Consider the following 14210-nt stretch of genomic DNA (forward strand, 5'->3'; position numbering starts at 1 on the left):
GTCCGCCGCCGTCTACCAGATCGGCCGCCGCCGCGCCCTGGCGCTGGTGGAGCACCCGACCCGGCTCAACTCCCTGCCCGGCTACTACGGCTCGTACCTGATCCTGTGGGCCATCGTGCCGGCGGTTCTCATCCTCGCCGTCTGGCTGGCGGTGGAGCCCCAGGTCACCGACGCGATGCTGCGCCAGAGCCTGCCCCAGGAAGTCCAGGCCCAGGAAAAAGAACGTCTCAACCTCTACCTCAACGACGTCAAGAACCTGGCCACCGGCAACATCGTCAGCCGCACTCCCAGCCCGGAGCTGCAGCGCGCCGCCGACCGCTACGCCGAGCTCCGCCAGCAGGGCGCCCTCGCCCGCTGGGGACTGCTGGCAGCCCTCGCCAGCCTCGGCCTGATCCTCGGGCGGCGCTGGATCTCCCCTCAGCTGCGCGCCATGATCAAGGTGGAGCGAGCCTTCAGCATCCTCCTGCTCTCCTGCTCTACCATCGCCATCCTGACCACCTTGGGCATCGTCCTCTCGCTGCTCTTCGAGGCCATCCGTTTCTTCGGCCAGGTGCCCATCACCGAGTTCCTCTTCGGTACCGAGTGGAGTCCTCAGACCGCGCTACGCGCCGACCAGGTGGGCAGCTCAGGCTCCTTCGGGGCAGTGCCGCTGTTCACCGGCACGCTGCTCATCAGCGCCATCGCCATGGTGGTGGCGGCGCCGGTGGGGCTGCTCTCCGCCATCTACATGGCCGAGTACGCATCGCCCCGGGTACGCACCGTGCTCAAGCCCATGCTGGAGATCCTGGCGGGCATCCCGACGGTGGTCTACGGCTTCTTCGCAGCCCTGACGGTAGCCCCCTTTCTGCGCGAGATGGGCGTCACCCTCGGCCTCGACATCGCCTCCGAGAGCGCCCTCGCCGCCGGCGGCGTCATGGGGATCATGATCATCCCCTTCGTCTCGTCCCTTTCCGACGACGTCATCACCGCCGTGCCCAAGGGTCTGCGGGAAGCCTCCACCGGCCTCGGGGCAACGCCCTCCGAAACCATCCGCAAGGTGGTCTTTCCGGCGGCCCTGCCGGGTATCGTCGGCGGCATTCTGCTGGCGGTGTCCCGGGCCATCGGCGAAACCATGATCGTGGTGATGGCCGCCGGCCTGGCGGCGAACCTCACCGCCAACCCTCTGGAAAACGTGACCACGGTCACGGTTCAGATCGTCACCCTGCTGGTGGGCGACCAAGAATTCGACAGTGCCAAGACCCTTTCGGCTTTCGCCCTCGGGCTGGTGCTCTTCCTGGTCACCCTGGTGCTCAACATCATCGCGCTGCACGTCGTGCGCAAGTACCGAGAGCAATATGACTGATCCATCGCGCCCCAAGAACCCGCCGGAAGGAGCGCCGCTACGCTCCGAGCTCGCGGACCCCAAGTCTCCGAGCCCTGCGACCGCAGACGAGACCGCCACCAGCGGCGCTCCGGAACCGGTCACCCCCGGAGCCGCCCCCGCCCAGCGCAGCCGCAACCCCAATCTCACCACCCAGGCGGTGAGCCGGCGGCTGGGCAAGCGCTACGCTTCGGAGCGCCGCTTCCGGCTGATCTGCATGTCCGCCGTGGGGGTGGCGCTGCTCTTCCTGGGCACGCTCTTCTTCACCATCTTCTCCAAGGGCTATTCCGGCTTCTACCAGAACTTCGTCCAGCTGGAGATCTTCTTCGATCCGGAGGTCATCGATCCCGAGGGCACCCGCGATCCGGAGACCCTCGGCCTGGCCAACTACGGCTCCCTGGTGCGCACCGCCCTGACCAACCGCTTCCCCGAAGCCAGCGGCCGCAGTGACCGCCGGGCGCTCTCCCAACTGGTGAGCAACGGCGCCTCGTTCCGGCTGCAGGAGATGGTGGAAGCGGACCCGTCCATCATTGGCAGCACCGAAACTCTGTGGGTACGCACCTCCGACGATGTCGACATGTTCCTCAAGGGGCAGATCTCCCGCGACGTGGTAGAGGAGAACCGCCGCGTCACCGACCAGCAGATCGGCTGGGTCGACGCCCTCGACGCTGACGGTGCCATCACCACCCGCTTCAACACCGGCTTCTTCACCTCCGGTGACTCCCGCGAGCCGGAGCTCGCCGGCATCTGGGGTGCGGTGGTGGGCTCCGCCTACGTGATGCTCATCACCCTCCTGCTCTCGTTCCCCCTGGGGGTGGCGACGGCGGTGTATCTCGAAGAGTTCGCGCCCCAGAACCGCTGGACCGACCTCATCGAGATCAACATCAACAACCTGGCGGCGGTGCCCTCCATCGTCTTCGGTCTGTTGGGTCTGGCGGTCTTCCTCAACGTCTTCCATCTACCGCGCTCGGCACCGCTGGTGGGCGCCCTGGTGCTGACCCTCATGACCCTGCCCACCATCATCATCGCCAGCCGCTCGGCCTTGAAGGCGGTACCGCCGTCCATCCGCGAGGCCGCCTACGGCCTGGGCGCTTCACCGATGCAGGTGATGTTCCACCACACGTTGCCGCTGGCCCTGCCGGGAATGCTCACCGGCACCATCATCGGCATGTCCCAGGCCCTGGGCGAAACCGCTCCGCTGCTGATGATCGGCATGGTGGCCTTCATCGTCGACATCCCCGCCACCCCCACCGATCCATCGACGGTGCTGCCGGTGCAGGTCTACCTCTGGGCCGACAGCGCCGAACGCGCCTTCGTAGAGAAAACCTCCGCCGCCATCATCGTGCTGCTGGGCTTCCTCATCGCCATGAACATCCTGGCGGTGATCATCCGCAAACGCACCGAGCAGCGCTGGTAGAGCGACCCCGCGCTACTCCTCAAAGCGCATCAAGCAGCGCGCACCAAAAAGTGGGTCCTCCGTAGGGGGGGACCCACTTGTTGGTTCTCTTGTTGGTTCTGAGGCGCGAAGGAATTTCAGAGCCGGCTGGAAGCCGACGCTCCCAGGGAGCCACTTGTTGGAGCAAACGCCCAACCAGCGATTCCACAAACGATCACTTCATCCCCCAAGCTGGATCGACGTCCACACGCCAACGGTCCCCGGACCATTTCGGGCACAGACGCAAAAGTCCCCCGCAGGATGCTCCCGCGGGGGACTCGTGCAAGCAGACTGAGGCTGGCTCGATCAGCCGGCGGGCTTGAAGGGGACTCGCACCTCGGTGTTGGCCCACTGCAGGACAAGGTGGGTGCCACCCTCGACCTCTTCGAAGGAGAAGGTCATCTGATCCACCGCCTCCTCCAGCGAGGTGGGCGTCGCGGTGTAGGTCACCACGTCGTTGGCGGTGTCGAAGGCGTTCTCGAACTTCCCGGTCTCCGGGTTGCGCATGAAGGTGCCGTTGAAGCCCAGCTTGGAGTTGAAATGCACCGTCCAGGAATCCGGCCCGGGGACGGTGAAGAGGGTGTAGGTGCCGGCGGGGAGGGTGTCGTCACCCACCATCATGTCACCGGTGGCGGTGATCTCCGTGCCCTCGTTGGCGCCGGTACGCCACACCTTGCCGAAGGGCACCAGGGCGCCACTCTCCTCGGTGCCGAAGATGTTCTCCCGGCCGCGCAGGTAGGGACGGCTGTAGACCACCCGCAGATAGTCGTCACCGACGTGGGTGCGGGCCATACCCATGGGGCTGGGCCGCCGGCTCTCGTGCAGGTCCTGGGCCTCGACGTCGGAGGGTTGCACCACCGGCACCAGAGCCACCGCCAACAAGGTCAACACACAGATCTTCAAACCGTACAATGCTCGCTGCATACGAATTCTCCTGTTCAGAAAGGTCGTTGGAAACGGGCCCTCGGGCCCTGATGGAGAGGTGAAGAGGGACTATGAGGCCCTCTCCTCCTCCTCGGTGCCATCCGCTTCATTGAGCTCGTCTTTGAGCGGCCGTAGAAAACGGATGACACAGAAATTTGCCACGCTCAGCGCCAGCGCGATCTCGTACCGGCTATAGGCTACCGCTGCCCCGACCAGCGCCGTGCTCCACAGCGTCGCCGCCGTCGCCAGGCCCTTGACCTCGGTGCCGTTCTTGACGATGGCGCCGCCGCCCAAGAAGCCGATGCCGGTGATCAGGCCCTGGAGAATCCGAGCCTGGGTCTCGGGGTGCCCTTCGAGCACCACCTGAGCCATCAGCACCAACGCGGCGCTGCCCATGGCCACCAGAGGATAGGTCCTCAAACCCATGCCGCGGCTCGAACGCTCTCGATCCCAGGCCACCGGCAAGGCGAAGACGAAGGCCAGTGCGAGGCTCACCAGATGGCCTACAATGGTGCCCAATTCGAGTTCGAGGAACGTCATGCAAAGCTCAGCGACAGATAATGGTGACAGCATTCGCGAGACACCGAAGGCTGCTGGAGTATACCGCCTGCTCTCCCCACTGGCTCCCGCCGTCCTGCTCTTGCTGGCCGCGTGCCTGCAGCCGGCCACGCCCGGGCCCTCGGGTCCCGGCAACTCCCAAGTAGCCTCTCCCCCCGCCGGTACCCCCAAACTGATTCTCTTCCTGGTCATCGATCAGGGCTCCTACCCCCAGATCGAGCGCTTTCGCCCTCTCCTCACCGGGGGCCTGGCACGGCTGCTGGAAGAAGGCATCTCCTTCACCGCCATGCACCACGACCACGCCATCACCTCCACCGCCCCGGGCCACGCCACCCTCGCTACCGGCGTTCCCCCCTCTGGTCACGGTGTCGTAGCCAACGGTTGGTTCGACCGCGAGTCCGGGGAGTGGATCGAGGCCGTGGAGCATGGAGACGGAGAGGCCTCCCCCGGCAACCTCGAGGCCAGCTCGTTGGGAGACTGGTTGCAGGAAGCCTACCCCGAAGCCAAGGTCTTCACCGCCAGCGGCAAGGACCGGGGAGCGATCTTCACCGGCGGACGGGGCGCCGACGCCGCCTTCTGGTTCGACCGCGAGACCGGCCGCTGGATCACCTCGCCCTATTACTTAGAGACGACGCCGACCTGGCTGGACGACTTCCACCGGCGTCGGAGCCTTCACCGCTGGTTCGGCACCAGCTGGACACCGTTACCGGAGACCGAAGCGATGGTGGGTACCTTGGGGGTCGAGTCGGTGGACTTCCGGCCCATCGAGGAGAGCTTTCCCCATCCCCTGGGAAGGCCCACCCTGGTGCCCGGGGAGAGCTTCTACCGCGGCGTCTACGGCTCGCCCTTCGCCGATGCCTACCTGGCGGAATTCGCCCTGGCGATGCTCGAGGGCGAGGAGCTGGGCGCCGATGGCATCCCGGATCTACTGGGGCTCTCCTTTTCCGCCATGGACGCCGTGGGGCACGGCTTCGGCCCCGACAGCCCGGAGTTCCTCGACACGCTCCTGCGCCTCGATCGCACCCTGGGGGAGCTGCTGGAGGCCATCGACCAGCGGGTGGGGCTGGGGCACACTCTGATCTCTCTGAGCTCGGACCACGGCGTCATGCCCATGCCGGAGCTGCTGCGCCAGCGCGGTGACCAGGAGGCCGGACGCATCGGCGTCGAGGAGAGCCTGTGCGTACACCGGGCCGGCGCCGCCCTGGAAGAGAAGCTCGGACCGGGCTCGTGGGTGCGTTCGGGCTTCTACCTCGACCGCCGGGCGCTGGACGCCGCCGGCATCGACCGCCGAGAGGTGGAGAAGTGGTTGCGCCGGCGGCTGGAAGCATGCCCCAACGTTCAGCGGGTGTGGACCGCGTCGGAGCTCCAGAGCTTCTTGGCCGACGGCTCCCTCGAAGCACCGACGGAACCGGGAACCGAGGAGCATTTCCGACGCCTCTACGCCCACAGCTTCGACCCGGAGCGCAGCGCCGACCTCCTCGTCCAGCTACGGCCCAAGATCCTCGCCAGCTCCGCCATCGCCAACCACACCGGTCCCTACCCCTACGACACCCACGTGCCCTGGATCCTGCTGCTGCCGGAGGACCTACCGGCCCTGGGCGACAAGAGCGGGAAGAAGATCGAGGGCGGCGAGATCTCCGAGGCCGTCCGTACCCTCGACGTCGCCCCCACCCTCGCCGGCCTGCTGGGTCTGACCGTGCCGGCGAGCGTGGCAGGAAGAGACCTCCGGGAGCTGCTGGACGGAGCTCAACCGCTCGACGCCGCCCGGCAGGGACCGTAAGCCGCAAAGCGTCCATCATCCAGAATCAGCGGCATCGACGCCTCCTCCAACTGGCGGCGGAAGCCTTCCGCTCCACTCTTGACCACGAAGACCTGGGAACCGGTGCAGGTCGAGAGAGTCTGCCGCCACCAGGACAGCGGGCGGACGGTGGGTGTCTCGCGACTCACCCAATACTCAAAGCTACGCTCCAAATAGGTGCTCTTGATGGGATGGCCGTCGGAGCTCGCCACCGCCACCGGCCGGCCCAAATAGAACGGCAGGCTTTGGGGCAACGCCTCGACTCCGATGACTTCCGCCTGGGGGCCCGCCGCGGCCTCGATGGCCAGCGCCAGCTCCCCGGCGGAGCGGTCCCGGGCCACCGCCATGAGCAGCGGCTGGCTGATCAACGGCAACATCATCAACGGCAGGCTGAGGCCCACCGCCGCCCACCGTTGGCTCGAAGCTCCCCACCAGGTCACCAAGGCTCCACTCCAGGCCGCCACCGCCAGCCCGGCGGCAGTGAGAGGAATCAACGGCTGGAGCTCCGCTGCTGCTCCCACATCCACCCATCCCAGGGCCACGGCCCCCAGCCCACTCCCCGTCACTGCCCAAGCCAGCGCAGCCAACCGCGCTCCGGGCAGCGTCCGTCGCCCGTCCCTCTGCTTCCAGAGCCCCGCCACCATCAGCGCAATGGCCGGCACTACCGGCAAGATGTATTGCGGCCGCTTGGACTGGGAGAGGGTGAAGAAGAGCAGCGGCAGCAACACCCACAAGGCCACCAGCGTCCAGGAGCTGCTCCAGTCCCGGCCCCACCGGCGCCCAACGCCCCCGAGGGCCACCCACGACCAGGGCATCGCCCCGACCAGCCCCACCCCGGCGAAATACCAGATCGGCCCGGTCCGCTGAAGCTCTGGAGTGGTCATGCGCAACCAGGTCTCGGTGATCAGGGCATAGTGCAGGAAGCCCGGCACCGCCCGTTCCATGAACAGCAGCCATGGAAGCACCGCCGCGAGGAACACTCCCCACCCCACGGGACGCCACATCGCTCGGGCATCTCGGCGCAAGGCACCGTAGGGAATCGCTATCAACAACGGCACCACCACCGCGACCGGCCCCTTGGTCATGGTGCCCAAGGCCATGGCGCCCCAGGCCATGGCCAGCCAATATCTTCGCTGTGGAGAGCCAGCGCCCTGCTCGAGGAGCTGGTGGAAAGAGACGATGGCCAGCACGATGAAGAAGGTGAGAACGCTGTCGAAGATCACCGTCCGGGCGTAGACCAGGGTCAGGGGCGTAGAGGCGGCGGCCAGGCCAGCGATCCAGGCCTCCCGCGGCCCCCAAAGCCGGCGAGCGAACCAGGCGGTCAACAACACCGTGGCCAGTCCAAAGACCAAGGATGGGAGGCGGGCCGCCCCGGGGGTCGGCCCCAACCAACGCATGGCCTCTGCGGCCAGGGCGAAGACGAAGAATGGCTTGTCCAAAAAGGGGAGCCCGTTGAGCTCCGGCAGGAGGTAGTGGCCGTCCGCCAACATCTCCCGAGCCACCTCGGCGTTGCGCCCCTCGTCGGGATCGATGAGGGGCTGTTGAAAGATGCCATAGCCGAGAATGCCAAGAGCCGCAGCCAACCACAGCCAGGGAAAGACCCGGACGAGAAGGGCCATGAGCCTCCGGACAGCCAGGGCCCCGGCTCCTCGACGATCGGGCTCCGGTAGGGCATCCGCCGGCCACGGCAGGACCCGCCCCGGATGCCGCCGGAGCGGCTGGGCAGGAGCCTGCAAAACGGGGGCCTCCCGGTCGGCGGCGAGATCGGGGGCTAGATCAGCGGTGGGGTCGGCGGCGGAGGGAGTTCGCTGCTGGAAAGGCATAGGGTCTCCGAGAGGTGCTGTTCCGAGCCCCGGGCGAACACGGGCACCGGGGCTCGAGAAACAAGCTAACCCGCCCAGATGAACCTGTAGTGAATGAGATATTGAGACACGGATCGAAGCCGTAGCCACCCCGAGCCCTCGCCGCCGGCTCCCGATCCCGGCGACGCCCGCAGACCTTGGCCTAGCGGCCGGACGGAGCCGGGGGCCTGGCGGTCAAGCCCACCAGCTCCAGCAATCGCAGCGCGTTGGTGGTAGTGGCGATGCCCGGCCGCAGCTGGTAGTCGAAGGTCATGGCGGGCTCCACGCCGGGGGGATGGAGGGTCTCGCGAAAATGTACCGGCACCGCGGCGTCGCGCAATTCCTCCGCTGCCGCCAGCTCCAGATCGTGGGTGGAGACCGCACCGATGGCTCCCGCCGCCAGCAGATGCTCCAGCACCTTGCGCACGGCGATCTGGCGCTCCGCGGAGTTGGTGCCGCGGAGGATCTCGTCGAGGAGGTAGAGCAGCGGCGTCGAGCCCTCGGCAGCGTCCACCACCTCCTTGAGCCGTTCCAGCTCGGCCATGAAGAACGAGGTCCCCCGGGCGAGGGAATCCTCCACCCGAATGCTCGTGCCCAGCCGAAGCGGCGGCATCACCCACTCCGAAGCACACACCGGCGCCCCCGCCTGGGCGAGGACGGCGTTGACTCCCAGGGCGCGCAGCAGGGTGCTCTTGCCCGACATGTTGGAGCCGGTGACCAGCAGGAAGCTTCCCGGCGGCCCCACCGTCACGGTGTTGCACACCCGATCCTCGGCGGCCAAGAGCGGATGGCCCAGCTCCCGGCCCCGCAGCTCCAATGGGCCAGCGGCGTCCACCACCGGGAAACACCACCCCGGCTCGTCGTGGAGCAGACCGGCAAAGGCGGCGAGCACCTCCACCTCTCCGAGCACCTGGAACCACTTCCGAACCTGCGGGCCCACCCGACGCTGCCAGCGCTCCATGCGGTGGAGCACGTGAAAGTCCCACAGGCACAGCGCTTCCACCACCGGATGCATCATGGACAGCCGGAGATCCGAGAGCTGCACCAGCCGGTCGAGGCGGTCCATCTCCCGGTCCACCGCCGTGCCCCTCCCCACCAAGGCCTCTCGATAGGGAGCCAGCGCGGACTCCCGGGAAGCGCCGGTACCGGGCAGCCGCAGCAGATGCTCGAAGATCCGGCCGTAGAAGGCGAGCTCGCCACCGCGCACCGACACCCGGGCGAAGGCATCGTGGATCGGACCGTGGACGGCGAAGCTGAAACCGAGATTGAGGACCAGGGAAATCAGCCAGAAATGCAGCGGTAGGGGCGTGGCGATACCGGCCACCAGGAGCCCCAGGGAGATCACCGGCAACGCGAAGGACGCCAGCCGTAGAGCCGGGCGCGCGCCGAGCCACGGCCGGTCCTCGGCCCAGGCGACGAACTTCTCCGGCTCCGGCGCCAGCTCCACCAGCTCCGCCGCCAAAGCCTCCAGCCGTTGCCGGAAGCCCAGCCGCGGCGCCAGCTCCGCCACCGCCCGCTGGCGTTGGGCCAGCACCTCCGAAGCGGCCCCGCGGGTCAACCAGCGACCCAGGGTCTCGCGCCCCGGCGGCGTCCCCACCGCCCCCAGCAGCTGTGCCACGGAAGCCGGCCCGAAGAGGTCCAGATCCCGTACCGTAGCAGCCGCCGAAGACGTCGGTGGCACCAGCCGCGGCGGCTCCGGCAAAGCCGCCCAATCCCGCTTCAGCCGCAGCAGCGCATGCTCGTTGACCCGCACCAGGGAGGCCCACCGCCGCTGGCGGCGAATCACCCGCCCGTGGACCCGCACCAAAATCATGAACACGATCAGCGCCACCGCCGCGCCCAGGTACCCGGCGGTCTGCAGCCCCCCGCCATAAAACAGAGTCACCGCCAGGCAAGCCACGCCGGCGAGAAACACCGCCAACCGGGCCCACGACAGCCGCAAGGACCGCTGCGTCGCCGCCTCCTCGAGACGACGAAAGCGCTCCCGCCGCCGGGTGTACTCCACCGCGGCATGCTCGACCGCGGCGTGCGGCGTCTCAGACTCTCTGTGTGATTGAAAATCCCCCATCGCTCCTCCTGGGGGCGTAGTCTACCCGCCCCGCGACAACGAGCGATGGTTTCAGTGGCGTGAGACGAGCACGCCGCGAGATGGCGTGCGATGGACCCCGGTCAACCGAAGCGGCCGGTGATGTAGTCCTCAGTCTGCTGCCGCACCGGATTCACAAACAGCGTATCCGTCGCCCCATACTCAATGAGCTCACCGAGATAGAGAAACGCCGTGTAATCCGACACGCGGGAGGCCTGCTGCATATTGTGGGTGACGATCACCTGAGTGTACTCCCGCTTCAGCTCGAGCATCAGCTCCTCGATCTTCGCCGTCGCGATGGGGTCGAGGGCCGAGCAGGGCTCGTCGAAGAGGATCACCTCCGGCTCTACAGCGATGGCCCGGGCGATGCACAGGCGCTGCTGCTGACCGCCGGAAAGGCCCAGGGCGCTGTCCAGCAGCCGGTCCTTGACCTCTTCCCACAGGGCGGCGCCGCGCAGGCTCTTCTCGACGATGTCGTCGAGCTCCGAGCGCTTGCTGATGCCCTGGATGCGGCAGCCGTAGGCGACATTGTCGTAGATCGACTTGGGGAAGGGATTGGACTTCTGAAACACCATGCCGATGCGCTTGCGCAGCAGGTTGGTATCCACCTCGGGGCTGAGGATGGAGTCGTTCTCGAAGCGGATATCGCCCTCGATGCGCACCGAAGGCACCAGGTCGTTGAGGCGGTTGATGCAGCGCAGCAAGGTCGACTTGCCGCAGCCCGAGGGACCGATGAAGGCGGTGATCTCGCGCTCCGGGATGTCCATGGAGATGCCCTTGAGGGCCCGCTTGTCCCCGTACCAGAGGGAGAGGTCGTCGACCTCCAGGAGAGCATTCTCGATCCCCGGGTCGAGGGCCTTGGCTTTGATTTCGTCGCTCTCCACTCGACTCTCCATTGCCGGCGGGCGGGTCCGAATCTCCTGGGCATCCGAGCTCGGTGAGACGTCGGTCATGACTCCATTCCCTCCTCCGTCCGGTCACCGTAATCCGTCGCCGAATGCCGGATGTCCTTGCCTTCGACGTAGTAGATGACATCTTCCGCGATGTTGGTGGCGTGGTCGGCGATGCGCTCCAGGTTGCGCGAGATGTGCAGCAGCGGCAGCGCCCGGCTCACCCGCTTGGGCTCTTCGATCATCTCCTGGACCAGCTGGCGGTACATACGCTTGTGGAGGAGGTCGACGGCATCGTCACTACGCCACACCGACATCGCCAGATCCGAGTCCTTGCGCACCAGCGCGTCAAGGCTCTCCCGCACCATGCTGCGCACCGCCTTCGAGAGCTGCGGAATGTCGACACCGGTATCCGCCGGCGGCTCGTTGTTCAGGCCCAGAACGCTGCGCGAGATATTGGCCGCGGAATCACCGATGCGCTCCAGGTCGTTGGTGATCTTCATCACCGCCACCAGGAAACGAAGATCTCGGGCCGCCGGCTGTTGACGGGCCAGCAGGCTCAGGCATTCCTCGTCGATGCGCTTTTCGATGGCGTCGACCTCGCGGTCGTCGGCGATGACCTGGCGAGCCACGTCCGTGTCCCGGTCGACCAGGGCCCGCGTCGCCAGAGCGACCATCTCCTCCACCCGGCCTCCCATGGAAAGCAGCATCTGGCGGATCTGGTCGTACTCTTCGTCAACGTGTCTTTGCATGGTCATATCGGTTCTCTCGGGTTCCAAACGGTGGGAGAAGGACCCTGAGGCCGGAACCTCGGCAGCTCGAAGATCCCTTGCGAGAGCCCATTCTATCGGTATCCGGAACGCTGGCTATGGCTTTTGGGAAACCGATGGGAAGCGTTTCGGTGAAAAGGGGGAAGGGACGCAAAAAAGGGCGGGGGGGCACCCCGGGCTGGAAGTGCCCCCCCGGCAAACCCATGAGAAGACGTCTTAGAAAGCGATCTGCAGCTGCACCCGAATCTGACGGTCGTCGGTGTTGTCGAACTCGTCCTCGATATTCAGGAAGTCAGCCTGGATCTTGTAGTTGTGCTTGCTCAGGTAGTAGCTGGCGGCGATACCGGTCTCGGTCTCGTCGGCGTTCACCACGCTGTCCGGGCTCACCACCGCGTAGCGGCCGGCGATCTCGAACTGCTTGTTGGGGAAGAGGTAACCCAGCTGGGCGTAGAAGCCGTCGGTGTCGGCGTCGCCGGCGCCCAGGTCGGCGCTCTCGGAGAAGTACTCGGCGACGGTGTTGAAGCCGCCGACCTTGAAGGCGAACTCGACGCCGAAGCGGTCGACGTCCACCTCATCGGGACCGGCATCCTCGGTGTTGGTGAGGAAGGAGGCGCCGATGGCCAGCTTGGGGGAATCGGGGTAGTCCAGCGAGCTCTCCTCGAGCTTGTACTGGCCGAAGGGAGTGAAGACCACGCGGCCGACAAGGAGCTTCTCGTTGTTGTCGTCGGAGCTCTTGTTGCGGCCGTTGCCGTTGTAGAAGCCCAGGTTGTACTCGAAGGTATTGCTGGAGTTCTCACCGATGAGGGCAATGCCCTGGTCACGACCGTGGGCGAAGCGCTCGCTGGTCAGGGAGCGGTCGACGAACTGCTGCTTGCCGGAGGAGGTGAGCTCCTGGCGGCCGAAGAAGGCCTTGCCCTGGCCGACCCAGAACTGGGCCATGTCGTTCTGGTTGTAGACGAAGTAGGCGTCCTCGAGGGTGGTGGAACCACCGCTCCAAACCGCCTGGATCTTGTACTTGATGTTGCCGTAGACGTTGCCCTTCATGCTGAACTTGGCGCGGCGGATGCGGAAAGAGCCGGTGGAGTCACCCTCGTCGGGATCGTCCTGGGTGTAACGCACCTGCACCCGGCTGCCCAGGTTCAGGCTAAAACGACCGTCGTCGCTCTTGAAATAGGCACCCTTGCCCCAGCCGGCTTCTCCGTCTGCAGCGTGGGCCGTCGCCGGCACCAGCGCCAACGTCGCGATCACGCCGGCGATCATCCACTTCTTGATCGACATCATGGTTCTCCTCATCCTTGCTTGTGGTAACGGCCCAGAGAGTCTCTGGCGGAATGATTCGGTCGGTTCCACGGCAAACGACCTCCGAAGATACTCGGGAGGATTCATCGCTTGACCGAGGAGGTGTTCTTCAAGTGCGCCGCGGCGGGCGAGCCTCTCCTGAGCAGGGTCGGCCTCGCACGGCTGCGGCGTTGGGAGAAGACTAGGGAGAGAGTGGATCGACCCCGCGACGGCGATGTGACAGCGCTGCGACAGGCAGCTGGAAGGGGTCGAGGAGCCGAGGCTCAGCCAACCGAGGCACGGCGCCAGACCAGGTAGCGGTTGAGGATTCCGCCGGCGCCGTCAGCGCGGAAGTCGTCGCACAACGGCAAGCCCGGTGCCGCCGCCAAGGCGTCGATCTCGGCGGCGCTGGCGGCGTGGCAATAGCGCAGGGCGTCACCATCGCCCCAGCGCAGCAGCCAATCTCCTTCTTCCAAGGAGTCGGTACTTGCAGGACCCAGAGAATGCTCCTGGGACAGCTCGGACCACGGGACCCGCCGGCGCTGGAAGCGCTGGAGCTCGCCAAAGCACCAGAAGCTCACCGCCAGCGTGCCCCCGGGAGCCACCCGCCGCCCCAGGCAGGCCAGCAGCCGACGCCGCAGCTCGAAGCCGGGGACGTGGTGCAGCAGCCCGAAGGCGACGACCAGGGAGTACTGTCGCCGATCTGGACCCGCGCTCCAGCCCCCCATCCCCGCCGGCGGCGTCAGCATCGCTCCGGGCCAAGCCGCCGTGACCAGATCCCAGCGGCCGAGACTCCACCGCGGGCCGGACGCCAAAGCTTGGAGGCGCCGGCGGGCGTGATCGAGCAGCTCCGTACTGGCGTCGAGGCCCCGATAGGACCAGTCGAGGGGTTCAGAGGAGCCCGCCAGGGATTGCCCCACCGCCTCGACGAATCGCCCATTGCCGCAGCCGACGTCCAGCACCGAAGCCTCGGCGATGGGCGGTTCGGGGAGCCACCAACGCTCCAGCAACGTCCGCCAGCCCGGCCACGGCCGGCTGCGGGTGGCACTGAAATGCTCCGCCTGGCGCTGGTAGAAGCGGGCGTTGATGCGGTTCAAGGCGAGCTGGGTGCGACGATCCACGGCGTTCGATCCTACACCCGGGCAGTATCCTCGAAGGCGCTTGAGAGCGTAGATCTTTCATGCTACTATGACATGGAGCGGCCGGCAGGGAAGCCCGATCCACTCATCACAGGTACTACAGCGCTTCCCCAAGTCGCCTACGACCCCGG

The 14210-nt window shown here is 66.7% G+C and carries 11 protein-coding genes; 3 read left to right on the plus strand and 8 right to left on the minus strand.

Annotation, left to right across the window (positions count from 1 at the left end):
• Both pstC and pstA read left to right on the plus strand, forming a co-directional pair.
• The coding region (gene pstC / locus SX243_20195) for a phosphate ABC transporter permease subunit PstC (protein ID MDY7095304.1) at positions 1-1342 on the plus strand (1342 nt) is incomplete at its 5' end.
• Entirely contained in the window at positions 1335-2777 is a 1443-nt protein-coding gene (pstA, locus tag SX243_20200; GenBank protein MDY7095305.1) for a phosphate ABC transporter permease PstA, read from the plus strand. The genes pstC and pstA, both read left to right, overlap by 8 nt.
• A gap of 324 nt (positions 2778-3101) precedes the next feature.
• Here pstA and SX243_20205 read toward each other — a convergent pair whose 3' ends face one another.
• Positions 3102-3719, minus strand: coding sequence for a DUF2911 domain-containing protein (locus tag SX243_20205; protein MDY7095306.1), 618 nt, complete (start codon positions 3717-3719; stop codon positions 3102-3104).
• 69 nt (positions 3720-3788) lie between these two features.
• Positions 3789-4259, minus strand: coding sequence for an MgtC/SapB family protein (locus SX243_20210; protein ID MDY7095307.1), 471 nt, complete (start codon positions 4257-4259; stop codon positions 3789-3791).
• On the opposite strand from SX243_20210, the gene SX243_20215 reads away from it, so the two are divergent.
• Positions 4258-6057, plus strand: coding sequence for an alkaline phosphatase family protein (locus SX243_20215; protein MDY7095308.1), 1800 nt, complete (start codon positions 4258-4260; stop codon positions 6055-6057). The genes SX243_20210 and SX243_20215 overlap by 2 nt on opposite strands.
• Here SX243_20215 and SX243_20220 read toward each other — a convergent pair.
• The 6 genes from SX243_20220 to SX243_20245 all read right to left on the minus strand — a co-directional run bounded on the left by SX243_20220 (position 6024) and on the right by SX243_20245 (position 14061).
• Positions 6024-7898, minus strand: coding sequence for a glycosyltransferase family 39 protein (locus SX243_20220; protein MDY7095309.1), 1875 nt, complete (start codon positions 7896-7898; stop codon positions 6024-6026). The genes SX243_20215 and SX243_20220 overlap by 34 nt on opposite strands.
• 181 nt (positions 7899-8079) lie before the next feature.
• Positions 8080-9984, minus strand: a complete 1905-nt coding sequence (locus SX243_20225; GenBank protein MDY7095310.1) for a DNA mismatch repair protein MutS — start codon at positions 9982-9984, stop codon at positions 8080-8082.
• Between the two features lie 101 nt (positions 9985-10085).
• A complete protein-coding gene (gene pstB / locus SX243_20230; GenBank protein ID MDY7095311.1) occupies positions 10086-10955 on the minus strand; it encodes a phosphate ABC transporter ATP-binding protein PstB in 870 nt (289 codons plus the stop codon).
• The gene (phoU, locus tag SX243_20235; protein ID MDY7095312.1) at positions 10952-11644 is read right to left on the minus strand and encodes a phosphate signaling complex protein PhoU; all 693 of its coding nucleotides are present in this window, start codon (positions 11642-11644) and stop codon (positions 10952-10954) included. Before phoU ends, pstB begins: the two co-directional genes overlap by 4 nt.
• Before the next feature lie 234 nt (positions 11645-11878).
• Positions 11879-12943 carry a porin gene (locus SX243_20240; protein ID MDY7095313.1) on the minus strand — a complete coding sequence of 355 codons (1065 nt, stop codon included), beginning with the start codon at positions 12941-12943 and terminating at the stop codon, positions 11879-11881.
• Between the two features lie 281 nt (positions 12944-13224).
• On the minus strand, positions 13225-14061 hold the full coding sequence (locus SX243_20245; GenBank protein ID MDY7095314.1) for a class I SAM-dependent methyltransferase: 837 nt from the start codon (positions 14059-14061) through the stop codon (positions 13225-13227).
• Positions 14062-14210 lie beyond the last annotated feature (149 nt).

The organism is Acidobacteriota bacterium (assembly GCA_034211275.1).
Lineage (GTDB): Bacteria > Acidobacteriota > Thermoanaerobaculia > Multivoradales > JAHZIX01 > JAGQSE01.